Below are 24,016 nucleotides of genomic sequence, written 5' to 3'. Positions count from 1 at the left end.
GCCGCGACGGCCCGGCCGACCTCAGCGAGGCCAAGGCAGAGCATCGTCGTACCCGATGTGCTGGCCTGACCGCCGAAAAATTCCTGATGGCCGTGTAACGCCGACATCAACCCCTCGCGGTGCCCTCGGAATCCTCGTGCGCCCCGCAACTGAGGGGCCATCGAATTTCATTCTTAGCAAATGGGGTTAGCCTCTGTTGGTGGACACCTGAAGTAGCGGGATCCTGGGATTCTGCGGGAAGGTGTTCTTGTGAGCACGACACGACGTAAATTCACTCCTGAGTATCGGCGGGAGGCCGCGCGTCTGGTGATTGATACGGGCAGGCCGGTCGCGCCGGTGGCCCGCGAACTGGGTCTGGGTGAGCAGTTGCTTGGCCGGTGGGTGGCTCAGGAGAGGGCGCGTTTGGCGGCTCCGGAGGAGTTCGCGGCGGCCGAGACGGAGAAGTCGGAGCTGGAGCGTTTGCGCCGGGAAAATGCGCAGTTGCGGATGGATAACGAGTTCTTGGGAAAAGCCGCAGCCTTCTTCGCCTCCAAGCAGCAGAATCGGAATGCTTCGAACTGATGGAGGCCGAGAAGGCCAACTATCCCGTCCAGCGGATGGCTAGGCTCTTACGGGTGTCCCGGTCCGGGTTCTATGCCTGGCGCCAACGAGTCCATTCAGAAGCCACGGTTCGCGCCGCGGAGCGGGCGGATCTGGATGTGAAGGTCCGAAAGGCGCATGTGAAGTCATGCGGGACGTATGGGGCGCCCCGGATCCGCGCGGAGTTGGCCCGGAATGGGACCGCTGTTGACCGGAAGACCGTTGCGGCGTCCATGCGCCGGCAAGGCTTGGAAGGTATCTCGCCGCGCCGTTTCCGTCCGGTGACTCCGGTCGGGGAGGTCCGGGTGCACTCCATCCCGGATCTGGTGGCCAGAAAGTGGGATACCGGGACCTTGGACGCGGTCTGGATCTCGGACATCACTTACCTTCGCACCGGCGAGGGCTGGGTGTATTTGTGTGCTGTCAGGGACGCCTGCTCCCGGCGGGTGATCGGCTGGGCGATGGACTCGGTCCAGACGGCCAGCCTGGTGGAACGCGCGCTGTGCATGGCTTACGTCCTGCGCGGCGGCGGCCCGGCCGGTGTCGTGTTCCATGCCGACCGCGGCACCCAGTACACCTCCGCCCAACTAAACGACGTCTGCGACAAGCTGGGCATTCTCCAATCCGTTGGCAGGACCGGCGTGTGCTGGGATAACGCGATGCAGGAATCGTTCTGGTCCACGCTCAAGACCGAGTTCTACGACCGCCGCCGCTGGGCAACCAGGCACGACGCGATCATGGCCACGGGTCGCTGGATCGAGGAGTTCTACAACCGCGTCCGATTGCACTCAGCTCTGGGCTTCAACACTCCTGTGGAGCACGAGCTACTGCTCTCCACAGCACAACCTCAGCCGGCACAAGCCGCCTGATCAACTGTCCACGATTTGCGGGCAACCCCACAAACGGTGGTTTAGACGGGAGTTAGTTGGCGAGCGGACGCCGTGGGCTCCCGGCCTACTTTCGGTTTGCGGAGCATGCGCCGGCGATATGCATGGACCGTGATGTTGCATAGGCTCCGGTAGGCGATGCCTGCGGCGAGGGAGGCCGCTACGGCAAGGGTTGAACTGATGGGGTTCACGAGGGGGTAGATGAGCCAGTGGACGAGATAGATGTGCATGGAGGCGCTGGCCAGGAGGGCGGCTGGTTTGCTGAGGATGCGGGGCACGGGCAGGGTAGGCAGCCAGGTCAGGAGCAGGATCCCGGCGATCATGGTGAGTTCCCGGTTTTGATCGTCGAAGAACCCTGGGATGGTGAGGACCGCGAGCGTTGAGACGAGGATGCGTTGCGGGAGGTGGTGCGACCGCGCGAGTGCCCAGCCCAGTGTGAAAAGCCAAAGGGCGGGGAGGGTATGGGGGATGTCCGGGTTGATGACCTCGTAGCGGGTGAGAAGTCCCGTGCCGAAGAGTGCCAGCGGGTAAAGAAACGGGAACCGGCGTTCGGCCCGGTTGAGCCAGGGGATTGTGAGCAGAGCCGACATCGCTACGAGGATGTAGACGATGACCTCGATGAACCAGAAATGCCATTGTGTGGTGACCTGCTCGGGTCCGATCAGGGCGTTGAGCAGCAATACGTTGGCTACGGTGTACCGGTCCGTGAGGAGGTATGCAACGCCGATGAAGAGCATGCTTGGCACCGCGATGCGGGCCACTGCGGTGAGTTGGCGGCGTAGCCTGGGGAGTCCGTGACCGTTGAGCTGGAATCGGGCGAAGTTGAACCCTGACGCGGCGATCAGGACGTGCGCCATGCCTTGCCATTCGAAGAGGCCGATATGGGTGCTGATGATCAGGATGATGCCTATGGCCCGGAGAACGATGCTGGTATCCATGGCTGAGGTAACGGGTCTACGCTTCTGCCGGGAGGGGCGGGCGCCCTGTCCCGGGTTATTGGGTACAGGATTTTTGGCTTCCAGGTCGGAGACGGTCCTAAGGTGCCAGCCGGGGGGAAGGTTGCCGAGGAGCCGTTCCAACCGGACCGACACCGCTACAAATGACAGGGAGTCGCCGCCGAGTGATACGAAGCTGTCCCCGCCCTTGATTTCTGTGAGCTCAAGCCCCTCTTGGAAGATGCGGCGGATGGTCTCGGTTTCTGCGCCGGGCGGGGCGCCCGGCGCGCGCTGTCCTTCGGGTTGTGCGGTGGTGGGATCGGTGTCGATGCCGTTGCGCCCGGCAAGGGCGGTGATGGCGCTGTAGTCGACTTTCCCGTTGCCCAGGCGCGGCAGTTCGTGGACTGGGCGGAGGTCGACGGCGGCTCGAGGCAGTCCGATGCCTTGGGCCAGAACTTTGGTCAGGAGCTGCATGTCGTGGGTGCCCTCGGCAAGAACGGTCAGGACATCATCGGTGCCTGCGGCTGCCGCTGTGACGCCGAGGCCGGTCAGGAGGCTTTCCACCTGGCCAAGGTCTACCCGGAGGCCGACGATTTTGAGGAACCTGCTGCGCCTCCCGACCACTTCGTAGAGTCCCTTGTCGTTTCTGCGCGCCAGATCACCGGTCCGCAGCTCGGTAACGGTACGGCCCTGGGCCAGATCGTGGGGTGCCTGCGCGTACCCAAGCATGACGTTCGGTCCGCTGTAGATCAGTTCCCCGTCTGCCAAGCCATCGACGGGGTCGATGCGGAAGGTGCCGCCGGGAACAGGTATGCCAATCGCTCCGGGGTTGTCGGCGGCGAGGTGCGGAGGAAGGTATCCCATCCGTGCCGTCGCTTCGGTCTGGCCATACATGATGAAGAGATCCCAGCACCTCTGCTTGCCGATCTCGGCGTAGGCACGGACTTTTTCGGGCGCAAGCCGGCCGCCGGCTTGGGTAATGTAGCGGAGGCTGGGCAGCTCCATTTCCGCGAAACCTACACGTTCGAGCAGTTCGAACGTATAGGGAACCGCGGCGAACGAAGCGGCCTGCGCATTCCGGAACAGGTCCCAGAAGCATGGGTCCACCACCGACAGGCCGGTCAGTACCAGGGTGCCGCCGCGGAGCAGATGGCTGTTGATGACCGAAAGTCCGTAACAGTACGACATCGGAAGCGTGGTGGCGGCGCGGTCGTCCGAGGTGAGGCCTAAATATGTGGCGATGGACTCGGCGTTGGCTTGCAGGTTGCCGTGGGAGAGCCTGACCAGCTTTGGTGAACCTGTGGAACCAGATGTGCTTAGCAGCAGGGCAAGGTCTGGATGAAGTTCGTGTCTGCTTTTCGGCCGTCGTTCGTCGAGGCTGAACCGGCCGTTGGCCGAGCGCAGCACAACGTCAGGATCATAGGCTTCGATCATGGAATCCAGCGCCGCTGGCTTGTCTTCGGGAAGAAGGATCAACGGATTTCCGGACGCAAGAGCGGCGAGATAGGCGACCAAAGATTCGACATCGTTCGATGCGGCCAGTGCAATGAGGCGACGCTCCGTGCCGAGAGCCTTGGCCAGGTCCGCGGTGCGCTCGGCCAGGCCCTGATAGGTCAAGGTGAGCCCGTCGGCGATGATGGCAGGCCTGGTTCCGTAGCTCGAAAGATCGGCAGCGAAAGGTACCCGCGCGAATTCAAGCTGCGTGGTCATCCGAGAAATTTTATTAGCTAAGGCTAGCCTAAGTAAAACCACTGCTTGGACAAACTCATACCCCACGGGCGCGGCGACGCCCCTCCGTACGGGATTGACAGAAAGCAGTGCTTGGCTTGGGCCGGAGCTAGTTGTGCAGGGCCACTGAGGGCGAGACCTTCACCAGTGCCCTGATGTGGTCCGGCACAGGCGCGGAGCAGCGCGCCTTCTCCACTAGCTGCAATCCTCGGAGAGCCTGCGGAATACTCGCCAAAAGCTTGGATTCGTCACGGGCCCAGGGTGTACCCCGCCGGAGGGTTGGCCCCGCAAATGTCTTTGTCGGAGGCCATAATTGCTGCGACGGGCTCTAGGGTTACCCTTACTGCTTTTGCCTAAACAGGAAGCGTAACGCGTCAAGCGTATATCGCTGCTGGTTTTCAGGTTCGGTTTTGAACGCGGAGATTTCTCAGCGTCGCGAGTGGCGAGGTGGCCGAAGGACGTGCTGTGAATCGTGCTCTCCTGAGAACAAGCCAGGGTCCCGCGCGTAATCGACATTTGCTCTCCTCAGGAGGCCTTGACGTCAGTTCGGGGTGTTGGGCAGCTGACGTCAGCTGGCGGGGATTAGAGGTGTGATTTTCAGCGGTGCATGGCGGCTTTTCGCGCGTATCTGCGATTGGTGTACCCACAAAACGATCCTTCACAGGATGCCGCGGCCGCCGGTGCAGCTGTCGTGTACGACTTGAGATTCGACGCCCAGAAATTGCGGGGGCACAGGTCATGGGGAGGGGCATGCCGCTCATCTTGGAGTGGCATGCCCCTGGGCTTTATGCAGGTGCTCGATTATAGGGGGCTGGGGCTTGCTCAGTTGTTGTTGGGCGCAGGAAGAGGGCGACGGCCAGTGCTGTTGCCAGGCAGAGCGCGGCGTTGACCCAGACGGCCAGGGTTACTCCGGTGAGGACTGCCGGGGCGTCTGCTGATCCGATGGCCAGGAGCTGGGAGGTGAAGATGGCGCTCATGATTGGGATGCCCATGGTGATGCCGATTTGTTGGCTCATGGTTGCAAGGCCGGTGGCGAGGCCTGCTTCTTCTTCGGGCAGGCCTGTGGTGGCGGTGACCATGAACCCTACGATGACGACCAGGTTCGCGACGCCCCCGACGAACGTCGCGATCAGCAACAGGATGATCGCTGCGGGGTCGTTGCTGAGTAGAACGAGTGACGCTGTAGCGATGGCCTGGACGATGAACCCGTACACAATGGCGCGTTTGTTGCCAATCTTGCCGATGACCTTTGGTCCCAGGATTCCGCCGAGGACGGTGCCCAAACCCAGGACAGCGAAGGTGAGCCCCGCACCGAGCGGGGTGTAGCCGAGGACCCGCTGCAGGTACAGGGTGAGCAGGAAGACCAACGAGGTTTCGGTAACGAACGCCAGGATCCCGGCCACGTTGCCCCACGCTACGGTGGAGCGTTTCAGGATTGCCAGCGGCACAAGTGGAGCGGTTGCGCGTCGCTCGACGGCGACGAAAGCGACCAGCAGAATGACGGCTGCGGCGAAGGCTCCCACGGTGATGGGATCGGTCCAGGAGGCTTCGGCCGCGTGGGTGAGTCCGAAGACGAGGGCGAGCAGGCCCAGGGTGACCGTGATGGCTCCGGGAACATCCAGCCGGGTCTTTTCTGTGGGGCGGCTTTCGGCTAGAACGATTGGAGCGAGGACCAGCACGGCGGCCGCGACGGGGACGTTGATCAGGAACGCCCACCGCCAGCTGATCAGATCGGTGAGCAGCCCGCCAAGGATGGCCCCGGTGGTGAACCCTGCGGCCATGAGGGCTCCGTTCAGGCCCAGCGCTTTTTCCCGGACCTTTCCTTCCGGGAAGGATGAGAGCAGCAGTGACAGAGCTGCCGGTACGACGATGGCGGTGGCTACACCTTGGGCGACGCGGGCGATGATCAACAGGAGCGGTTCGGTGGCGATGCCGCCGAGGAGGGAGCCGGCGCCGAGCAGGGCCATGCCGATGATGAACATTCGTCGTCGGCCGGCCAGGTCAGCGACCCGGCCGAAGAGCAGTGTCAGCCCGGCCGCGCAGAGGGCGAAGGACGTGGCGATCCACTGCAGGTGTTCGAGGTTGAATTCGACGTCCGCACCAATGGTGGGCAGGGCGACGTTCAGGATGGAGAAGTCCACGGCCAGGGTGAAGCTGGCGGTGAGCAGGACGATCAGGCTGACCCGTTGCCTGCCGCTCATGCCCGGTTCGGGCCGGGCCTGGGCCGCTGTTTGGGGGCGGTCCATGTCATTCGATGTCGTCACGGGTATTCCTTCAAGGGTGATGAGGTCTGAAAAGAGAAGTTGTCGGATTCAGCTTGCGTGGATCGGGGAACGTCAGCCACACCACGTTGTGGGTAGCACTGGCAGGGACAGGACAACCACGTGACCGTCCGGGCAGACTGGGGGGATGAGCAATGGAAGTGAGCTGGGGGAATTCCTGCGAGTCCGGCGTGCAGCGCTGCAGCCCGAGGACGTCGGGCTCCGGAATTATGGTGTCCGCCGGGTCCCCGGGCTGCGCCGTGAAGAGCTGGCGATGCTTGCCGGGGTCAGCAACACCTACTACACCCGCCTCGAGCAGGGTCTAGGCACCAATGCTTCCGAGGCGGTGATAGAGGCGATCGCCCGGGCACTGAACCTGAACAGGGACGAAAGACTGCACCTGTTCAACCTGGCCAGGCCGGTCACCAAGCGCAAGCGCCGCGCTGCTTCACGGCCTGATCGTGCCCGTACAGGGACGGTGCGGCTGATCGACTCCATGGCGAGCACGCCCGCCGTCGTCCTGGGCCGGCGAAGTGAGGTGCTGGCTTGGAACAGTCTTGGGCACAGGCTGGTCGCCGGGCACCTGGCCTTTGATAGCCCTACCGACCCGGTGGAGCGGCCCAACATGACGAAGATGTTGTTCATGGATGAGCACACCCGGGCCCTTTACGTGAACTGGGCGGAAGAAGCCGCCCGGGCAGTGTCCTCACTCCGGCTGCTTGCAGGAGCCGCGTCCAACGACCAGGAGCTGACAGCCCTGGTTGGGGAACTGACAATGAAAAGCCCGGAATTCGCGAAGCTCTGGGCCAAGCACCCCGTGCAGAACTGCATGGCCGGAAAGAAAATGATGCATCACCCTGAGGTCGGCACCCTGGAGCTGAACTTCGAGGTCCTGGCCCAACCCGACGACTCCGGGCACCGGATCCTGATGTACACCGCGGACGCAGGCAGCCCCGCAGCCGCCGCCCTCCTCTTACTAGCCACCACACCTGACCCAGCGACACCGACCATTAAAAACACGGCATCTTTTCCCGTAAACCGATCGGCTAACGCGGTAGCCGCGGATTTTTCGAGCGACCGGGCTGCGGGGCCCTGCAAGTACATCTTTTTGAACTAGAGTTCGCTGCATGATCGTTTGGCTGAACGGCGCCCATGGAGCGGGAAAGACGACTACGAGTGCGCTAGTGGCGGGCATGCTGCCTAGGTCCCGCGTCCTCGATGCCGAAAAGGTCGGCGAGGTGCTCATGGACATTAGGCCGGGACTTCCTGGAACCGACAACTTCCAGCACTGGGCCCTTGGCGGACCCTCGTTGTTGAAACCGCGCGGCGCGTGCTTGAGTTCACCGGAGGCACACTCGTAATGCCAATGACTGTTCTAGTCGAGAGCTACTGGCAGGAAATCAGCGACGGTCTTTCAGAGCACGGCATACCTATCCGGCATTTCGTGCTCCATGCCGATCAAGCCACGCTGCGTGACCGCATACAGAACGACACAGTTCTCGGCCCCTCGACGTTCCGTTTTTCGTATTTGGAACCATACGCCGTCGGAGCCCGCTCCTGGTTGCACAACCAAGCCGAAGTCATCGACACCACCGACCTCACGCCGGACCAGGCTGCGCAACAGGTCGCGGACTCTGTGCTTCGTCGCTGAGATTGCTGAACGCCGAGCCCGGGGTCCGCCGGGGAATCCTTGACGGACTCGCTGCCAGACGGAGTCCAATGCGCTTGCTGAGAGGAACGGGTCTATGGGATCGGTATTCGTGAGTCGAGCAGTCGGAACGGCCACCCTGGCCGATGCGCCGAGCGCGGCTGAAGGCAACCCGCCGTCATTGATCCGGACGCAATTCGAAAGCTGAGGCCGACGCAGGCTTCGGATCGGTTCAACCATGAACTCGAACAGTTTAAGCTCAAATGCCTCGCGGCACCTGCCGGGCAGCGGTGCAAATTGAATCATCGTTGCGAGGCAATCCGGGTGCGCGTCCAGTGGCTCCATGCCGAAACAGCCACCTGACCGATACCGACGGCCTATGGATCTTCGACCCACCGTCGATTGCGGCAAGACCTGGTCCTGGCACTAGATTCTGTGCCCGGGCCCAGCCTTCCTTCCGCCGGAACGCTCCCTCAGTAGGCTGCGGCCAAGGCCGGTGCCAGCCCGGTCAGAGAAGACACCGTGAATTCGGGAGCCGCAAAATAGGCCGGGTAGCTGTCTCCGGTTCTGTTCAGCCACGCGGTTCGGAGCCCGGCCCGGGAGGCGCCGTGGATGTCCCAGGGATGCACGGCCACGAGCAGCATACTGCCTGGATCGGAGCCGGTACTGGCGGCTGCGTAGTCGTAGGAGCTGCGCACCGGCTTCCACGCGGACGCGTTTTCGACCGACAGGACCGCCTCAAATTCATCCCTGATCCCGGCATGACTAAACACTTCCTCGGCGATCTGGGCTGAGCCGTTGCTGAGCGTCACGAGCCGGAACCCTGCGCCCTTGAGAGCTCTGATCCCCGCTGGGACGTCCGGATGCACATCCAGGTCTTTCATACCGCCCATGACGTGCTCGACAACTTCGTCGAGGGGCCGGTCGAGTCTCACATCGCTAAGCAGTCGCCGGAGAACGTCGGCGCCGATGGTGGAAAACGAGCCGTTGTCTCCACTGGCGGCCAGCGCGAACCCGTCCCGCAGCAAGGTCGCGAACCAGGGCTTCGCCATGTCGGCGGGTGCCCCGACCTCGCGGAAGCGATCACTCATAGGGGACATGTCGGACAACGTTTCGTTCACGTCAAAGACTATGACGGAGATGGCGGACGTCATGGTTTCTCCTTGCATCTGCGGTGAATCAGCGGTCCTGCTCTGCAGGGCACTATTCTTCCGGCACCGCGTGGAAGTTCCAGCCATCGAACCGGGTGTCCACAGCTAGGAGCGAACCGTCACCGGATGTGGATCTCGGCAGCAGCGTGCCCTCACGCGGCTCCTGTACAGATAATTCCTGGAAAGGGCGTCCTTCGCGTTGGCTACCGCGTCAGTCACGCTGCGGCCGCCCACCGTGAATCGGCTGGCGCCCTGTTCCGCCACGCATTCAGACAGCAAGGTACAACAAAGATCGGCAAGCGCACGCCAACTGTGGGACGTGCCTATACGCACGCCTGCGAACTTCTGGCCCGGACCGGCCGGGGCGTGGGCTTAGGTGGTGGTGGCCATTGTTGGGGTGTCGTGGTCGGCGGCTGGGATTGTCAGGGTTGCGGTCGTGCCCTTTCCGGGATTGCTGGAGAGGGTGATGTGGCCGCGGTGGTTTTCGACGATGGATTTGGTGATTGCCAGTCCCAGGCCGGCGCCGGGAATGGTCGAGGAATGTGCGTTCGCGGCGCGGAAGAAGCGGGTGAAGGCCTGGTCGATTTCTTCCTCGTTCATGCCGACACCGGTGTCGGTTACTTCGCAGCGGAGCTCGTGCCCTGTGGCATCGACAGTGACGGTGACCCTGCCACCGCGGGGCGTGTATTTGATGGCGTTGGAGATCAGGTTGTCGATGGCCTGGCGGAGCCGTTCGGGGTCGAAGTAGCCCGTGGCGGTTCCATGGGCGAGTAGGTCCAGGGTGACGTCGTCGGACTTCGCTTTAGGCTCGGCGGCCTCGACGCTTTGACGGACAACTTCGACCAGGTCCGCGTGACGGGGCTCTATGGTCAGGGCTCCGGCAGCAACGGTGAGAAGGTCTCCGACCAGGTGCAGGAGCCGCTGGGCGTTCCGTTTTGCGACGGTCAGGTACATCTCGATGTCGGGGTCAAGATCCTTTACGTCCAGGGCCAGGTCCATGTAGCCCAGGATCGAGGTCAGTGGGGTCCTCAGTTCGTGGGAGACGCTGGCGACGAACTGGTCTTTGGCCGAGAGCGCGTCGACCAGCGCTGTGACGTCGGTGAACGCCATGACCGCTCCCCGGTGTTCGCCACGGGAGTCACGGATCAGCCGGCACGTTGCGGAGTAGGCCCGCTGGCTGGTTCCGTTGTCTGCCCAGATCAGTTCGTCGGTGAAGGACTCTCCTCGTGCCGCCCGGAACCCGGGGCGTCGCTCCGGCGGAAGCGGTTGCTTCCGGTCGGGACCATAGACGAGGAAGCCCGGTGGTTCATCGGATAGCTGCCTGCCGGTGACGGTGCCGCCGAAATGGCTGCTGAATTGGTGATTGGCAAGTACCGCCTGCCCGTTGGCGTCGACGGCGCACACTCCTACACTCACGGTGTCCATGACGCTGCTCAGCAGCCGCTCACGGTCCTCGCTGGCGACCAGGAGGTCCCTGACCTTGCAGCCCTGGGCTTCCAGCCGTTGCCGCTGCAGCGTGAGGGCGTTGGCGATCGCGTAGGACGTCAGTGCGATCGCTCCGAGGATGACTGGCAGCAGGACGATCCGGATGAAGTCCGGGCCGTCGAAGCCCGTGCCCAGGATGACCGGGGGCAGCACGGCGCTGAGGATGGTGGCGACGACGGCGTAAAGGACGCCGCTGCGGCGCCGGTCCGCTGCCAGCCATACGACGGGAAAGACCAGGAGGAAACCCAAAACGGTGAGGTACTGGTCGGCGGCCTCGCGGGAGATCCCAACGACTATGCAGTCCAGGAAAGGGATGACGAGCACGGCCCGTTCGGGCAATCGACCCCACGGCACCAGGGCGCATGCAGCGAGTAAGAGCACGTGTGCTCCCAGGCTGCGGATGAATGGGCCGGCCACGTCGAGTTGGGGGTGCAGGACCATCGTCAGGAGCACAACCATCAACATGGTCACAGAAAGCGGCAGCTGGAACAGCACCGCCCGGCCCCTGGGCCCCAACGTCCGGTAGTACGCATTTAACGGCTCAAAAAGCATGGTCTCCCCTTGTCCCTGCTCCGAACGCCTTTCACCAAGAACCTACCCCAGAAACCCGCAACCACCACCGCAAAGGTTCCTTGAAACGACATATGGCTGGTGGAGCACGAGACAGCAGACGGTTAGCCGGTGAGTCGGACATTGGCTGCGGCCCGGAGGTGAAGTATCGGGTTGGGCATGGCGGCCCTTGGGACGGGTGAAGACTCGGGCGATCACCACGTAATCCGGTAGGTAATCCACCGGGCCCGGCTACTGGTGACGGGGCGTGTGCCATACCGCATACGTCGACCCCGGGCGGCGTGTTCGCGGCTTGCGGGGCGTCCACCAGCGGACGCCGCTTTGTGTTGATCCGTGTCATATAGTTGCGACTGGCTCGGCGTCTCTTCGTCGACGAAGGAGTCACGTGCCCTGACGGTTTGGGGGATCGGGTGTACCTGGATTGCATCGTACAACATGTGCGATGCCGTGGATCGAGAGTTTGTTCCGGTGCGGGGCCGGGAGAGTTGGCCTGGCGGCGGATCGGTCCGACGTCCGTCGGTTCCGATGGACCCGCCCGCCGCCGGTCAACTCTCCCGTATTGATGGCCTCACCACCCCAGCGGTGTGGCCTCGATCCCGAGGTTAGCGCCTGTGTCTCAATGGAGGCGCAGGCCAACCGCGGGATTTGCTCAAGAAACAGTGAACCGGTGGGCTGCCACCAACCGGACTGATCCTGCCCGTGGGGGTTGTCCTGTGGCGTCGTCAGAGAATCGTTGGGTAGCGGGGTCCGCAAATTGGGTAGCTATGTGAGCCATTGGGGTATCGCGTTCACTGAGCGCACTGGTGGTCGCCGAGTAGATTTAGTCCTGTCGCGGTCCGACTACCGCGACGGACCCAAAGCGTGGGGCTGAATGTGGGCCATTTTTTTACGCCGCCCGCTTTTAGGGCTGGCCAACATATATAGACGTTTCGACAGGAGGCAGCCATGTCTGCACGCCGCGCCTCAGCGGTTGCCGCGCTCTTCCCGGCGCTCTTCCTCACGGCAGGGGCTGCGACAGCCTCTTCCGATACCGACGATAATTCTCTGACCACGTACGTCGACTGCCCGCTCGAACGGATCGGGACCCAGCTCGTGCGGTGCGACAACCTCACAGGTGCGGGGGTGCAGGCACCGGCCTCGATTCCCGAACAGAACTAGCCCCGGTACTGCGCTGGCGCGTTCGGAGGCGTGACCGGCGCGATGAGGTCTCCTTCACCTGGCGCGCGAAAGCATCGAGAAACTTGAAAAACGCGCGCTGAATTGATGAAAATTTGGGCGGCGCGATCTGGGAAACGGGGGCAACGATGCCTCTTTTCCCATTTGGCGGCGACGATGCGGCCGCAGGATCCCGAGGAAGAAAGGCCAGGCCAGAGCCCTTCCGGGGCGGAGAGAGGGTCTCTCCGCCCCTCTCACCGGCAGCCATAAAACGGCATTGGATCGGCCCTGCGTCTTCCTCCGGCAATTGGCCCGAAAAGTCTTGGGCCGGAAACTGCTGCTCCTTGACCGCGTCAACCCGGGGGATCACGCTGGTTGCCTGTTCGTGGTGAGCTCTTGATCGGAAGGCCGACGATGTCCTTGACTAGTTGTGCACCCCACGTCTCGCGTCTCCGATTGCTGTTGGCCGCATCGGCAGCCGCCGTGCTGATGCTCGTTGGTGCTCAAGCGCAGGCAGCCACGACCGCTGGTCCCGGTAACGACGTGTCTTGGCCGCAGTGCGGCCAAACGCTGCCCAAGTCCCAGACTTTCGCCATCGTAGGTGTCAACAATGGTCTGGCGAACAACACCAACCCGTGCTTGGCCGCCGAGCTGTCATGGGCGCGCACTTCGAAGGGCGGGACGGGCCAGCCCTTGGTCGCCTTGTGTGTAAACACCGCCAACCCGGGGGCGGCCGGATCTTGGTGGCCCAGCAGCAACACCTACGGCGGGACGACCGTGCCGAACCCGTACGGGCAGTGCACCAGCGGATCGGTCGGGGCAGCATGCTCCTACATGTACGGGTACGCCAAGGCTTATGACGATGCGAACATCCGTGGGGTTAGCAACCCGGCTTCGTACACCTGGTGGCTGGATGTAGAAACAGGGAACAGCTGGTCGACGGATAGGGTGGCGAACAGGGCTGATCTGGAGGGCATGTCGGCCTACTTCGCGAGCATCGGCGCCGGAGTCGGCCTGTACTCCACGAGCGCCCAGTGGACGCAGATCGTTGGCACCGTGCCTGCCACGAGCAACCTGTTCACCCTGCGCAGCTGGCTTCCTGGTGCCAGCTCGTCGGCCGCGGCCAAACGCAGGTGCTCCGACGCCCCCCTCACCGGCGGAGGAAAAGTCGCCCTCACCCAATACACCTCGGGCAGCTTCGACTACGACATTTCCTGCATTTGAAGACAGGCTGGTGGTCAGTCGGCAACCAGCATTCCCCCGCGGGATCCACCCTGGCCTAACGCGGGCGGGGCGATTGTTAGTGTGGCCTGGTGACAACCCTTTCATTTCGTTGGACTACCGAACTCTCCGCGCGTGACTACGCCGATATGGCCGTTCTATTCGATAGTGAATATGAGGACGACTGGGGGCCCTGGAATCCGAAGCGAGGCTACGGTTACGCGCGAGGTGAGCTGCATTGCTTCGCACGTGTCGGTGGAAAACTCGTTGGATACGCTGCCTCAGCACGCCGCTTTGTAGGTGTAGGCAATGATGAGGTTCTCGTCGCAGGCCTGGGTGGTGTCCTGACAGCGGCCGAGGCTCGTGGCCAAGGGGTCGGGCGCGAGGTTCTTTTTGGGCTGCAAGAAGCTATGCGTGGGTTGGCTCCTGCCGATTTCGGTCTGCTCGGATGCCGTGAAGAGGTCGTGCCCTTCTATCAGTCGTGCCGCTTCACGCTTATTGAATGTCGCATTCGAGATGTTTCGCCACGCGATGCCATGAGCGTGATTGAGAGTGCCGGTCCGACCTTGATCTGCGGGGGGACCAAGCCGGTCGAGGCTTGGCCCGACGGAATTGTTGATCTGCGAGGCTTGCCTTGGTAAGCCGTGTGCCAACGACATTGCCGGGCAGTCAGAGTCCTAGTTGATGGTGTTCAAAGGGGCGGTGAGATACTCCGGCAACTGCTGACGCGACACGCCCCGGGGGCTCACTCGGAACCCGCACCCAGCGAATTGTCAGACGCGCTCCAGGATCATCACCTCGCTGGACGGCCCCCGTGGCGCTCACGAGAGTGCGCGGCCGTCGGGCGGATTGGGTGAGGTGACCGCAGCATTGGTCTTCCCCGGTGCGGCGGCGCTTACGACCACTTCTCGAGGTGACGATTCAGATCGGGCGTCAGGATTTGGAGCTGGGTCGACCAGGAATATGGCTAAGAATCGACCTGGAGAAGCCACCGTCGACACAGATGTCTTGGCTGGTGACATAACCGGATAGCGGACTCACAAGGAATTCGATCACGTTGGCGATGTCCATGGGATCGCCAATTCGCCCCAGCGGGATGATATTTTCCCTTGCCTTTTTGATTTGCGGATCAGCGTACATTTTTTCGGTCATCCGCGTGTGAGTCATGCCGGGGGATACCACATTTACTCGGATCCCGTCCGGTGCCCATTCCAACGCGAATGTTTGGGCCAGCATCGTCAATGCAGCCTTGCTCGGGCTGTAGGCCCCGGATCCGGCATGGGGTAGCTGGCCAGACATGGAAGAGGTAAAGCAAGCGGCGCCCTGGCTCTGCTTCAGGTGCGGGTAGCTTGCTTTGGCCAGGAGCCACGGGCCGCGGAGGTTTACGGAGAACATGTTGTCCCAATCCTCAAGGGATACGTCGCAGAGCGCTGCAGGGTTGGCGATTCCGGCGTTTGCTACCAACGCGTCCAGGCCGCCGAATTCAGCTACAGCAGCCTCTACGAGTTGACGTGGCACGTCAGCGTCGCTGAGATCGCCCCCCAGTGCGATGGCAGTACCACCCATGGACTGGATTGAACGAACGACTTCCTCTTGGCTGCTGTTCGATTCGTGTCCAGCCACGGCAATCATCGGCTGCACACCCCGAGCAAGGGCCGCCTCTGCGATTCTCACGCACGTAGCCGCACCTATGCCGCTGCTTCCGCCACTTACCAAAGCTCTCATTGCATACATTCCTTCTACTTGAGGGTTCACATGAATTCGTTTGACTGAAAGAGGGATCTCGGCCTGTACAGCCGGCTGACTTTCCCATAGAAGTGGCAGTGGAATGTCACTATGGATAGACAACATTGACTGGCTGGCCGCAACTTTGGCCTTGGGCTAGGACCCCAGATCCCAGCCTTGATTTTTGAGATCCTGCACGGCCTTATTGAATTCCTGCACGGGGTTTTCTTCGCGAATGATCTCAAGGACGACGTTATTGACGCCGCAGGTTTCTCTTACGGCTTTGCCCAACCCCTTCCAGTCGATCACTCCGGTGCCGATTGGATCGTGACCCCAGGTCTCGGTGCCGGTATCGGAAATGTGCACGAGTCCGATCGATGAATGGTGCGAGAGCAAGCTGTCGACGGGGTCTTCTCCGATGTAGGCGGCGTTGGCGACGTCGTACACAATCTTCACTGCATCGTCGTTGATATTGCTGACAACGCCTGCCAGGTCCTGGATGGTAGGCGTGAAGCAATAGGGCGTATTTTCGAAGAGCAGTCGTGTGCCAGCCTGTCTGGCCAGCGGAATGAGGTTCTCCATACTCTCGTACATCCACCCGTAGGTGTTTTCGAGTGAGGGTGAGATCATGGGGCGTCTTGTGCCGGGGGATATCACGACGTCGGGGACATTCCAGGCCGCAGCGAGGTCAATCACCGATTTGATGTGCTCGATGCTTTTGCGTCGCATGTTGGCGCCCGGGCTGGCCAAGTTGATGTCATATCCACCGGCGTTCAGTGACCTTACCGTTGCGCCGTAGTCATCAAGTCTCGCGCGAGTGGCCGAACGCTCCAGGGCGGTAATTTCATCCGGCCAGCAATGGGGGGAGCTGATCGGAACTTCAAAAGTTCTGTAGCCGTTGTCGGTCAATTCGGCGATGGCATCAATTGCCGTAGCTGACCATAGGTAGGAGAACGTGTTGATGATCATGTGGTTCACGTAAAGGAATCCTCTCTGTTTTTCGCCTGTGGACAACGCGCCGTGAATGTCGAACCCTGCAAAGGGCTCTAAAGCGCGAGCCGGGCGGCTCGACGAGGCTCGGGCGGAAACGCCCCATGTCGCCTCGTCGAGCCGCCATTGCGGCGTGGTACCGGCCTGCTTACCTGGAACGCTTAGCCTCGTGCGTGGCATGAGAAGGAGCCACCAGCAGGTGCTCGCCTTCAAGTACCTCAGCGTCAGCCAGCGCCACGGTGGCACGGCCGGTACGGCTGCCGGTCTCCGGAAGGGTGAAGTAGACGACGAGGCACAGGGCGACGACGACAATCATGTACACCGCGACCAGCATGGGCTGTCCGGCGCCAACGAACGCAGCGGCGATCAGTGGCGCTGTTCCGCCAAAGACGGCGATGACGATCTGGTGTGCAAACCCAATTCCGGATACACGCACTGAAGCCGGAAACAGCTCGGCCTGAATGGTCGGGTAGACAGCCTGCCAGATACCGAGAACCACCCATCCCGAGGCCGATACCAGAACGTAGACACCGAACCCCGGCTGGTTCAGCAGGAGCAGGAGAGGGTAGAAGAGAACGATCATGCCGATGGCACCGACGATCGGGAAGATCTTGCGTCGGCCGAGCCGATCGGACAGCGCGCCGCAGATCGGCACGATAACAACGAGCAATGCAAGCCCAATGACGTTCCCGGTCAGCGTGGAGGCCAGGTCCCGGCCGGTGGTCAGCTTGGCGTAGGTGGGAAGGAAGGTGGCCCAGGTGTAGTAGGCCACGGCCGGAGCAGACAGTGCTGCCGCCTGCAACAGCGCCTTTGGATGTTCCCGAAGCAGGTCCATCAGACGGGCCGCTGCAGACTTCTGATCGACGAGAGCAGTTGCTTCAAACTCGGGAGTCTCTTCGGCCCGGGACCGCAAAATCAGGCCAACGACGCCGAGGATACCGCCCGCAATGAATGGGATGCGCCAACCCCAGGCGGCCAGGTCCGCTGGGGCAAAGGCTGACGTCACCATTGCCGCGGCGCCGGTCGCTGCGAGAGTCGCAAGGCCGCTCGCTGTGTTGGAAAATGAACCGAACAGGCCCCTCCGGTTCGCCGGGGCGTGTTCGACCATGAAGGCAATAGCGCTCTGCGCCTCACTGCCGGCCGAGATGCCCTGGAGGACGCGTGCCACCAGGAAAAGAATCGGTGCGGCATAGCCGATGGTCGCAAATGAAGGTGTGAGGCCGATGATCAGCGCGCCGGCCGCCATTCCGGAGATGGACAGAGTCAGGATGCGACGGCGACCGAAACGGTCCGCCAGCGGAGAAATGATGACTCCACTGAGCGGTCGCACAACAAACCCCACGGCATAGGTGAGCAATGCTGCGACCAGCGAGGCGAACGGGGAATCGCCGGGGAATATCTGGGACGAAAACACCGCCGCAAGCAGCCCGTAGATGTACCAGTCGTACCACTCCACGAAGTGGCCAATCGTTCCTGCCACCATATTCACATTGCGGCGAGGACGCTTGGACACTTCGGGAAACTCCGAAGGGGCCGGCCTGCCAACGGCTTCTTTTGAGGTCTTCATTGAACTCTCCATATTTTCACATTTGCTGCGGAGGGGTAATGGGATAAGGGGCGCATGATGCTTGCCCGGCCCTTGCTTTACTGCGGCTCTCCAGCTTGCGACTCGATCATGAGATCGGTTGCTGAGATCGGTTGCAATAACCTTACGAGTGATGAAAGTCGCTTGTCAACGTCTTGCGGAAGGGGTCGTCCGGAAGCTGGGCCCGCCGTCGGCGTCCGGCAGGCGGCCACGCTGCCTGCGCTCTGGAGGCAGGCCTACCGCCTCAGTCGGACAAGAAGTAGGGCAGCAGGCCTGAGGAGGGCCGCTCAGAGGGTCCGTGAAGGCAAGCGGTGCGGTCAGGTCTGGAAGTCACACATCTGCCGGGAGCGGTGTTTCGTTGTTGAAGTCCAGGTACTCCACCCCGGACCACGCACATTCGAGGCTTCCGTAGATGGACCAGTACTCGTCCCAGTGCGAGAGTTTCCATTGGTCTCGTTCCAGGCCGCGGCGGGTAAGCCGTTCCCGCAGAAGATTCTGGGGAACCCTCACCCGCACGACTGTGGTCTGCGAAGGTGGCCAGTGAAATTTCTCTGCCGCGCCGGTCAGGAAGTCGGGTACCTGGAAGTAGGCCCCGAAAGGGGCGTCGATCACTACTGACCGGCCGAGGCGCAGGTTCGCTCCAGCCACGTCCATAAGTGTGTCGTATTCGAGGGGGAGCAGGTGGTCGCGATAGTAGTCGTTGGACTCCCGGTCGGTGGGGTCGTGTCCGGTCACTTTCAGGGCGAACTCGACAAACCGTCCGCATATCCTGTCCTTGTCCAGGTAAGCGGCATCGTTGTCCTTTGCCGTTTTTTGGGCCACCGTCGTTTTTCCTGAGCCGGCCGGGCCAATGACGATGAAGACGCTGGGGACGGTCATCGGCGGGCCTCTGCCACCGCTGACAGGAATTCCTTGGCGGCTTTGGTGACGCGGGTGAAGTCGCCGTCCGGCTGCCACGCTTTTGTCACATAGCTGCCGACGCCGACACCTGCGACGCCAGCGGCAAACCATTCGCCTACGTTCTCAAGGGTCACGCCGCCTGCCGGCATGATCGGCAGGTGCGCGAGCGGTGCGAGGACGGATTTGACGTAGGGGATGCCTCCGGCTTCGGTGGGGAAGAGCTTGAGGATGTCAGCGCCGGCTTCGGCGGAGTTGACGAGTTCGGTCGGCGTGTAAGCCCCGCTGACGGTTGGTATCTGGTACCGGTTCGCGGTACGGATCATCGCGGGGTTCAGTTGAGGGCTGACCAGGAACTCGGCGCCGGCGCGGATGCATTCGTAGGCTGAGTGCTCGTCCAGTACCGTACCGGCGCCGATCGCTACTCCATTGGGTCCGTGCTTGGCGGCGAGCCGGCGGATGACATCCACGGCTCCGGGGATCGAGAGGGTGATTTCAAGGGCTCGGAAGCCTCCGGTGATGGCGGCTTCTGCCACGCGTTCTGCCACCTCAGCGTTCTGGAGGCGGACGATCAGGACGGCGCCGGATTCGTCGATGGTCTGCAGGGTCCGAAGTTTCTTGTACATGGTTGCCTTTTCTGCGCCCGGACGAGTTGATGTAATTGCCCGGGCAGGTTGAAGTGTCGTTGACAAACTTTCCCACCATCCATACTGTTATTGCAACCGATCTCAGCAACCGATCTCATACAAGGGGGTATTGCGGTTGACTCACGTACGCACAATTATTCTGGGCGCTTCCCACTGGCACGTTCCGCTCTGCGCGCCGGCCATTGCCGAGGAACACGAGGTCATCGGAGTCGGTGACGACGACGTATCCCGCATGCAGGTGCAGGACCTGGCGAAAGGTTGGGGGGCGCCGCTTGAGGCCGACTGGCGGAAGCTCGTTGATCTCCCTGGCGTTGGACTCGCATATGTCTTCGGCCCGCATGACGGGATGGCCGAAAAGTGTCTTGCCCTGATCAAGCGTGGTATTCCGTTCGTTGTTGAGAAGCCGTTGGGCACGTCCCTTGACGAGCTTTCCGCAGTGCGTGAAGCCGCCGAGGCAGCTGGCGTGCCTGCCACTGTCCCGTTGGTCCAGCGCGGTGGACCTACAGAGCAATGGCTTGCCAAGGCAGGCAGGCCGACTTACCAGCGAACATCGTTCATTGCCGGCCCGCCAGCCCGGTATCGCGACAATGCCAATCCCTGGATGCTCGATCCGGCTAAGGCTGGCGGGGGTTGCCTGGCCAATCTGGGCCCACATTTTGTGGATCTGTTCCTTAGGGGCACGGGTGAGACCATAGCGCGTGTGGACTCCCGGCTCTCATCGGCTCTTCACCACCAGGGCGTTGAGGATCATGCCAGTCTCATCCTCACGACACCGGAAGGACGCGAAGCCGTTGTGGAGGTTGGCTACGCCTTCCCTGGCTCCCCGCTTAAGCGCTACTGCAGCTTTACCTCCGTCGGTGAGGCGGGATTCGCCTCCGTTGATTCGGACGGCACGGCGACGTTCACTGCACTGGACGGCACCACGGAGGTCGGCAAGATCAATGTGGACAGCGACCCGCTTTACGATCCGTTCGTGCGGAGCGTCGCCCGGACGCTGGATGATGGATTCCGGGGCCTGACGACCCTGGCCCAGCTCGAAAACGTCATGCGCCCCATTTGGGGGGCCTATGACAACCAGCGCGGAGGAAAAGAACATGTCTGACTTGAGTATCGACGTCGTGGCAAAAGCTGCTGGTGTCCATAGGTCTACGGTCTCCCGGGCGTTCTCACGTCCTGAGGCGGTGAAGAGTGAGACACGCGAGCACATCCTTCGAGTCGCCGAGGGACTCGGCTACACGATGAGTCCACTCGCCCAGGCGCTGCGCCGGAAAACCAGCACGTTCATCCCGCTGATCGTCCCCGACATCACCAACCCGTTTTTCGCCGAACTTGCCAAGACGATGACACAGGCGGCGGACGAGCGCGGCTACCAGCTGCTGCTCTGCGTCACCAACGGGGACCCGGCTAAAACCGATGGCTACTTCACCGCCATGCAGGCCATGTACGCCCCCTTCGGAATTGTGGCCCCGTCCACGAAAGTCGACACGGAGGCCATGAAACGCTTCGACTTCGGACGCAAGGTCGTGGTGATCGACCGGGTTGAAGGGGACGATGCCGTCCCCACGGTCACCGTCGACAGTCGCCGCGGAATCATGCTGGCCTTGGATCACCTTCATTCTTTGGGCCACAGGTCGATCGGTTATGTCTCCGGTATCGCCGGGACGCACACCGCCCAGGACCGGATGGACGCTTATTTGGAGCTGTCCGCCGAGAGCGGGAGCGCACCTGTCGTGCTGGACAGCGGGTCGGATCTGGATGCGGGCACGCGCGGGGCAGAGCATTACCTTGAGATGGTCAGTCCGCCAACGGCAATTATCGCGGCCAATGACATGGTGGCGTTCGCGGTCATCTCGGCGCTCGGCCAACGTGGCGTACGGGTACCGGAGGACGTGTCGGTCATCGGCTTCGACGGCCTCGCTCTCGGTGCCCGGTTCAACCCTCCACTGACGACGGTCCGACAGCCGATCGCCGACATGGGACACCTTGCCATTGAACTGGCTGAGAAGCAGAACCTTGACGGCTCCGTGGACCACATCGTCCTCGAACCTGAGCTCCTGGTTCGTGGCTCCACCACGGGACCACGCAAATGACCCGGGGACAGGACTCAACGCTCCGGCGCCTGCCAGGGCTCCGCCACACGGACCACGTCGGTCTGACGGTTCCGAATCTTGAGGACGGCATCCGGTTTTTCGTCGACGTTCTCGGAGCCGAGGAGCTCTACCGTTCCGAGCGCGGGCCCGATGAAGAATTCATGCCTACGAACTTCGAGGTCCCGGCAGATGCGAAGCTCACGCTCGCCATGCTGCGCCTGCCGCCGAATCTCAACATCGAGCTTTTCGAATGGAGCAGCGCTGAGCGGCGCGATACCCCGCCGCGGCACTGCGACGCCGGCGGGCACCACCTGTGCTTCGTCGTGGACGACGTTGATGAAGCGATCGCGGTGCTGCAGGAAACACCTGGCGTACGCGTGCTCGGAGAGCGCAAGGAAGTCGCGGGCGACAGCCCCCGCGTGGCCGGCAACCGCTGGACCTACTTCATCACCCCCTGGGGACTGCTGATGGAAATCGTGGATCGATCCCGCGTCGCAGCCCCGCCCCGGCTGGTCGGCCCTGCGGACTGGACAGCAGCCCACAACACTTCTGAAAGGACAAAGAATAATGCGGCTAGCGGGTCACACACTAGGCACCCCGGACCACACGGTTCCCCAAGCACTTAAACTCTTTCGAGCCGCCGGGCTCGACGCCGCCGAAGTCATCTACCAGGATGACTACAGCTCCGGATTGCCGTTAGGCGACCGGCGCGCCGCCATGGAGGCTTTGCAGGCAGCCAATGGCGAAGGCCTGCCCATCGTCGGTCTCACACCATACACAACCGCCATCAACTCACTGGACGATGCGGAATGGCGTCAAGCAATCAATGAATTCCGTGGCGCGATTGAGACCGCGCACCTGCTCGGCGCTGACCGGGTCCGCGTCTATGCCGGTTCCTGGCACCCCGGGGACGACGACCACGCGGCACATTGGGGGAAACTGCGCCAGGCATTGGAAACGCTCGCACCTGAAGCTGACCAGGCAGGGGTTCGCCTTTGCGTGGAAAACCACTTTGGCACCATGACCCAGACCGCCGCGGACACCGCCGCACTGGTCCGCGAAATCGCCCACCCGGCCGTCCGCGTTCTCTATGACCAGGCAAACCTGACATTCACGCACGATGAATCGTTCGAACAGGCCTTTGCTGTTCAAGGGGACCTGATCGGCCACGTGCACGTGAAGGACCTCATCTTCACGAATCCCAACGCGGCTTTCCGCGCCACGGAAACGGCCCGGGTCAACGCCTCCGAGCGGGCCGTCCGGTCCCGGGTCGTGGGCAGCGGCGTCGTTCCGTGGCCCCAAATCCTGGCCGCGTTGCTGCAGCATGGCTACGACGACGTACTGAGCATCGAGCTTGAATACCGTTGGCACCCGCAAGACCTGCCTGCACCCGAGGACGGGTTCAGGGAATCCGCCGCCGTGCTGCGCGCAATGATTTCTGACCTGGCCGAAGTGAGGAACTCCTAATGAGCACCAACCGTCTCCGCGTCGGAGTTGTCGGCGCAGGCAACATCGCCACCATCGCCCAGTTGCCCACCCTTGTGCAACGTGCCGACGTCGAATTGGCCGCCTTGGTGTCCCGGCGTGAGGACCCCAGCAACCTGGTCCGGCGCTGGGGCTTCAACGCCGCCTACAAAACGGTGGAGGACATGTTGGATTCGCAGGAGCTGGATGCAGTCTTCGTGCTGACGCCACGCTCTGAGCACGCCCATGCCGTCCAGCTATGCCTCAGCCGTGACGTTGACGTGTTCTGCGAAAAACCGTTGGCTCCGGCAACAGATGAAGCAGAACGCCTGGCAGATCTGGCCGACGAGCGGGGACGAGTGCTGATGGTCGACTTCAACCGCCGTTATGCCCCCGTCTACACGGCCGGTCGTGAAGTTTTTGGTGACAAAGGTGCCACCTTCTGCGTCGCCCAGAAAAACAGGCCTGGATCGGAATACCGTGCGACATTCGAGAATGCCATCCACATGGTCGATCTGCTCCGCTGGTACTGCGGCGGCGAACCGGAGCACGTGGCCGCTCACGCCGCCGGTGACGACCCCTGGGAAGAAGACGGCGTCGCAGCGATGATTCGGTTCAGCACCGGCAACACCGGGGTCCTGATGGCAGCCCGCACAGCGGGAGCGTGGAACGAAAAGCTTGACGCCTACGGTGGCGGCAACACCGTTGAAGTCAGGGCACCTGAAACAGTCTCAACCACCGTCAAGGGAGTCACCACGTCACGCGAACTCAGCGCCGAGGCGTATGGCTGGGCCACCGCGACAGACACTCTCGGATTTTCCGCTGCAGTCCACCACTTCCTGGACCGGGTCGCCGACAGGCAACAGCCACTGACCTCTGGCCGTGAAGCCGTCCACACCCAGCGCCTGCTCGACGTAATCCTCGCCGCATCCGGGCTGCCGACAGAGGAACAAGCCGGTCGGGAATGGGCCAGCCACGCAGTGAACGGAAACTGAACA

General features: G+C 62.3%; 20 protein-coding genes. 11 read left to right on the top strand and 9 right to left on the bottom strand.

What is annotated here, in order from left to right:
- The first annotated feature begins 249 nt into the window (after window positions 1-249).
- Window positions 250-1,448, top strand: a protein-coding gene (locus tag AC4EEO_RS10220) for an IS3 family transposase (protein WP_491338802.1) whose coding sequence is annotated in 2 segments (ribosomal slippage) — window positions 250-517 and window positions 517-1,448 — 1,200 coding nt in all. Because the reading frame shifts where the segments join, the coding sequence is not laid out codon by codon here.
- Window positions 1,449-1,489: 41 nt separating this feature from the next.
- Here the strand turns inward: AC4EEO_RS10220 and AC4EEO_RS10215 are convergent.
- Window positions 1,490-4,111 (bottom strand): AMP-binding protein, encoded by a 2,622-nt coding sequence (locus AC4EEO_RS10215; protein ID WP_491338801.1) that lies wholly within the window; start codon window positions 4,109-4,111, stop codon window positions 1,490-1,492.
- An 803-nt stretch (window positions 4,112-4,914) separates the two neighbouring features.
- The gene (locus AC4EEO_RS10210) at window positions 4,915-6,330 is read right to left on the bottom strand and encodes an MFS transporter (protein WP_491340417.1); all 1,416 of its coding nucleotides are present in this window, start codon (window positions 6,328-6,330) and stop codon (window positions 4,915-4,917) included.
- A gap of 208 nt (window positions 6,331-6,538) precedes the next feature.
- Here AC4EEO_RS10210 and AC4EEO_RS10205 point away from each other — a divergent pair, with 208 nt between their 5' ends.
- Entirely contained in the window at window positions 6,539-7,507 is a 969-nt protein-coding gene (locus AC4EEO_RS10205) for a helix-turn-helix transcriptional regulator (RefSeq protein ID WP_223994941.1), read from the top strand.
- A 249-nt stretch (window positions 7,508-7,756) separates the two neighbouring features.
- A complete protein-coding gene (locus AC4EEO_RS10200; protein ID WP_491338800.1) occupies window positions 7,757-8,041 on the top strand; it encodes a hypothetical protein in 285 nt (94 codons plus the stop codon).
- Window positions 8,042-8,511: 470 nt separating this feature from the next.
- Here the strand turns inward: AC4EEO_RS10200 and AC4EEO_RS10195 are convergent, their stop codons facing one another.
- Together AC4EEO_RS10195 and AC4EEO_RS10190 are read right to left on the bottom strand one after the other, a co-directional pair.
- Window positions 8,512-9,192 (bottom strand): haloacid dehalogenase type II, encoded by a 681-nt coding sequence (locus AC4EEO_RS10195; protein ID WP_223994944.1) that lies wholly within the window; start codon window positions 9,190-9,192, stop codon window positions 8,512-8,514.
- 369 nt (window positions 9,193-9,561) lie between these two features.
- A complete protein-coding gene (locus AC4EEO_RS10190; protein ID WP_491338799.1) occupies window positions 9,562-11,226 on the bottom strand; it encodes a PAS domain-containing sensor histidine kinase in 1,665 nt (554 codons plus the stop codon).
- A gap of 963 nt (window positions 11,227-12,189) precedes the next feature.
- Here AC4EEO_RS10190 and AC4EEO_RS10185 point away from each other — a divergent pair.
- The 3 genes from AC4EEO_RS10185 (at window position 12,190) to AC4EEO_RS10175 (ending at window position 14,261) form a co-directional block, all read left to right on the top strand.
- Window positions 12,190-12,402: a hypothetical protein gene (locus AC4EEO_RS10185; protein WP_223994948.1), complete on the top strand. Its 213-nt coding sequence runs from the start codon at window positions 12,190-12,192 to the stop codon at window positions 12,400-12,402.
- Between the two features lie 453 nt (window positions 12,403-12,855).
- The gene (locus AC4EEO_RS10180) at window positions 12,856-13,623 is read left to right on the top strand and encodes a glycoside hydrolase family 25 domain-containing protein (protein ID WP_491340373.1); all 768 of its coding nucleotides are present in this window, start codon (window positions 12,856-12,858) and stop codon (window positions 13,621-13,623) included.
- A gap of 89 nt (window positions 13,624-13,712) precedes the next feature.
- On the top strand, window positions 13,713-14,261 hold the full coding sequence (locus tag AC4EEO_RS10175; protein ID WP_223994949.1) for a GNAT family N-acetyltransferase: 549 nt from the start codon (window positions 13,713-13,715) through the stop codon (window positions 14,259-14,261).
- A 292-nt stretch (window positions 14,262-14,553) separates the two neighbouring features.
- Here AC4EEO_RS10175 and AC4EEO_RS10170 read toward each other — a convergent pair whose 3' ends face one another.
- The 5 genes from AC4EEO_RS10170 to AC4EEO_RS10150 all read right to left on the bottom strand — a co-directional run bounded on the left by AC4EEO_RS10170 (window position 14,554) and on the right by AC4EEO_RS10150 (window position 19,443).
- The gene (locus tag AC4EEO_RS10170) at window positions 14,554-15,345 is read right to left on the bottom strand and encodes an SDR family NAD(P)-dependent oxidoreductase (protein WP_223994951.1); all 792 of its coding nucleotides are present in this window, start codon (window positions 15,343-15,345) and stop codon (window positions 14,554-14,556) included.
- Between the two features lie 156 nt (window positions 15,346-15,501).
- Window positions 15,502-16,314: a sugar phosphate isomerase/epimerase family protein gene (locus AC4EEO_RS10165; protein WP_223995174.1), complete on the bottom strand. Its 813-nt coding sequence runs from the start codon at window positions 16,312-16,314 to the stop codon at window positions 15,502-15,504.
- Between the two features lie 169 nt (window positions 16,315-16,483).
- Window positions 16,484-17,902: an MFS transporter gene (locus AC4EEO_RS10160; RefSeq protein WP_491340372.1), complete on the bottom strand. Its 1,419-nt coding sequence runs from the start codon at window positions 17,900-17,902 to the stop codon at window positions 16,484-16,486.
- 348 nt (window positions 17,903-18,250) lie between these two features.
- Entirely contained in the window at window positions 18,251-18,799 is a 549-nt protein-coding gene (locus AC4EEO_RS10155; protein WP_223994955.1) for a P-loop nucleotide/nucleoside kinase family protein, read from the bottom strand.
- Window positions 18,796-19,443: a bifunctional 4-hydroxy-2-oxoglutarate aldolase/2-dehydro-3-deoxy-phosphogluconate aldolase gene (locus tag AC4EEO_RS10150; protein WP_223994957.1), complete on the bottom strand. Its 648-nt coding sequence runs from the start codon at window positions 19,441-19,443 to the stop codon at window positions 18,796-18,798. The genes AC4EEO_RS10155 and AC4EEO_RS10150 overlap by 4 nt, the downstream gene beginning before the upstream one ends.
- 136 nt (window positions 19,444-19,579) lie before the next feature.
- Between AC4EEO_RS10150 and AC4EEO_RS10145 the strand changes: the two genes are divergently transcribed.
- The 5 genes from AC4EEO_RS10145 to AC4EEO_RS10125 are packed head-to-tail and all read left to right on the top strand — an operon-like array spanning window position 19,580 to window position 24,013.
- The gene (locus tag AC4EEO_RS10145; RefSeq protein ID WP_491340371.1) at window positions 19,580-20,566 is read left to right on the top strand and encodes a Gfo/Idh/MocA family protein; all 987 of its coding nucleotides are present in this window, start codon (window positions 19,580-19,582) and stop codon (window positions 20,564-20,566) included.
- Complete coding sequence (locus tag AC4EEO_RS10140) at window positions 20,532-21,554, top strand: LacI family DNA-binding transcriptional regulator (RefSeq protein ID WP_491340370.1); 1,023 nt, start codon at window positions 20,532-20,534, stop codon at window positions 21,552-21,554. The genes AC4EEO_RS10145 and AC4EEO_RS10140 overlap by 35 nt, the downstream gene beginning before the upstream one ends.
- The gene (locus AC4EEO_RS10135) at window positions 21,551-22,180 is read left to right on the top strand and encodes a VOC family protein (RefSeq protein ID WP_223994962.1); all 630 of its coding nucleotides are present in this window, start codon (window positions 21,551-21,553) and stop codon (window positions 22,178-22,180) included. Before AC4EEO_RS10140 ends, AC4EEO_RS10135 begins: the two co-directional genes overlap by 4 nt.
- A complete protein-coding gene (locus tag AC4EEO_RS10130; RefSeq protein WP_223994965.1) occupies window positions 22,122-23,021 on the top strand; it encodes a sugar phosphate isomerase/epimerase family protein in 900 nt (299 codons plus the stop codon). The genes AC4EEO_RS10135 and AC4EEO_RS10130 overlap by 59 nt, the downstream gene beginning before the upstream one ends.
- Window positions 23,021-24,013, top strand: a complete 993-nt coding sequence (locus AC4EEO_RS10125; RefSeq protein WP_223994967.1) for a Gfo/Idh/MocA family protein — start codon at window positions 23,021-23,023, stop codon at window positions 24,011-24,013. The genes AC4EEO_RS10130 and AC4EEO_RS10125 overlap by 1 nt, the downstream gene beginning before the upstream one ends.
- Window positions 24,014-24,016: the final 3 nt, after the last annotated feature.

The organism is Pseudarthrobacter sp. MOO13 (assembly GCF_058267655.1).
The sequence above is the reverse complement of the archived record's forward strand: the minus strand, read 5'-3'. Positions and strand labels throughout refer to the sequence as shown.

What these genes read in the sequence shown, in the direction of transcription:
- AC4EEO_RS10215 (WP_491338801.1), bottom strand. Translation starts at nt 4,111, where the DNA reads ATGACCACGCAGCTTGAATTCGCGCGGGTACCTTTCGCTGCCGATCTT.
- AC4EEO_RS10210 (WP_491340417.1), bottom strand. Translation starts at nt 6,330, where the DNA reads ATGAGCGGCAGGCAACGGGTCAGCCTGATCGTCCTGCTCACCGCCAGC.
- AC4EEO_RS10205 (WP_223994941.1), top strand. Translation starts at nt 6,539, where the DNA reads ATGAGCAATGGAAGTGAGCTGGGGGAATTCCTGCGAGTCCGGCGTGCA.
- AC4EEO_RS10200 (WP_491338800.1), top strand. Translation starts at nt 7,757, where the DNA reads ATGACTGTTCTAGTCGAGAGCTACTGGCAGGAAATCAGCGACGGTCTT.
- AC4EEO_RS10195 (WP_223994944.1), bottom strand. Translation starts at nt 9,192, where the DNA reads ATGACGTCCGCCATCTCCGTCATAGTCTTTGACGTGAACGAAACGTTG.
- AC4EEO_RS10190 (WP_491338799.1), bottom strand. Translation starts at nt 11,226, where the DNA reads ATGCTTTTTGAGCCGTTAAATGCGTACTACCGGACGTTGGGGCCCAGG.
- AC4EEO_RS10185 (WP_223994948.1), top strand. Translation starts at nt 12,190, where the DNA reads ATGTCTGCACGCCGCGCCTCAGCGGTTGCCGCGCTCTTCCCGGCGCTC.
- AC4EEO_RS10170 (WP_223994951.1), bottom strand. Translation starts at nt 15,345, where the DNA reads ATGAGAGCTTTGGTAAGTGGCGGAAGCAGCGGCATAGGTGCGGCTACG.
- AC4EEO_RS10165 (WP_223995174.1), bottom strand. Translation starts at nt 16,314, where the DNA reads ATGATCATCAACACGTTCTCCTACCTATGGTCAGCTACGGCAATTGAT.
- AC4EEO_RS10160 (WP_491340372.1), bottom strand. Translation starts at nt 17,902, where the DNA reads ATGAAGACCTCAAAAGAAGCCGTTGGCAGGCCGGCCCCTTCGGAGTTT.
- AC4EEO_RS10155 (WP_223994955.1), bottom strand. Translation starts at nt 18,799, where the DNA reads ATGACCGTCCCCAGCGTCTTCATCGTCATTGGCCCGGCCGGCTCAGGA.
- AC4EEO_RS10150 (WP_223994957.1), bottom strand. Translation starts at nt 19,443, where the DNA reads ATGTACAAGAAACTTCGGACCCTGCAGACCATCGACGAATCCGGCGCC.
- AC4EEO_RS10140 (WP_491340370.1), top strand. Translation starts at nt 20,532, where the DNA reads ATGACAACCAGCGCGGAGGAAAAGAACATGTCTGACTTGAGTATCGAC.
- AC4EEO_RS10135 (WP_223994962.1), top strand. Translation starts at nt 21,551, where the DNA reads ATGACCCGGGGACAGGACTCAACGCTCCGGCGCCTGCCAGGGCTCCGC.
- AC4EEO_RS10130 (WP_223994965.1), top strand. Translation starts at nt 22,122, where the DNA reads ATGCGGCTAGCGGGTCACACACTAGGCACCCCGGACCACACGGTTCCC.
- AC4EEO_RS10125 (WP_223994967.1), top strand. Translation starts at nt 23,021, where the DNA reads ATGAGCACCAACCGTCTCCGCGTCGGAGTTGTCGGCGCAGGCAACATC.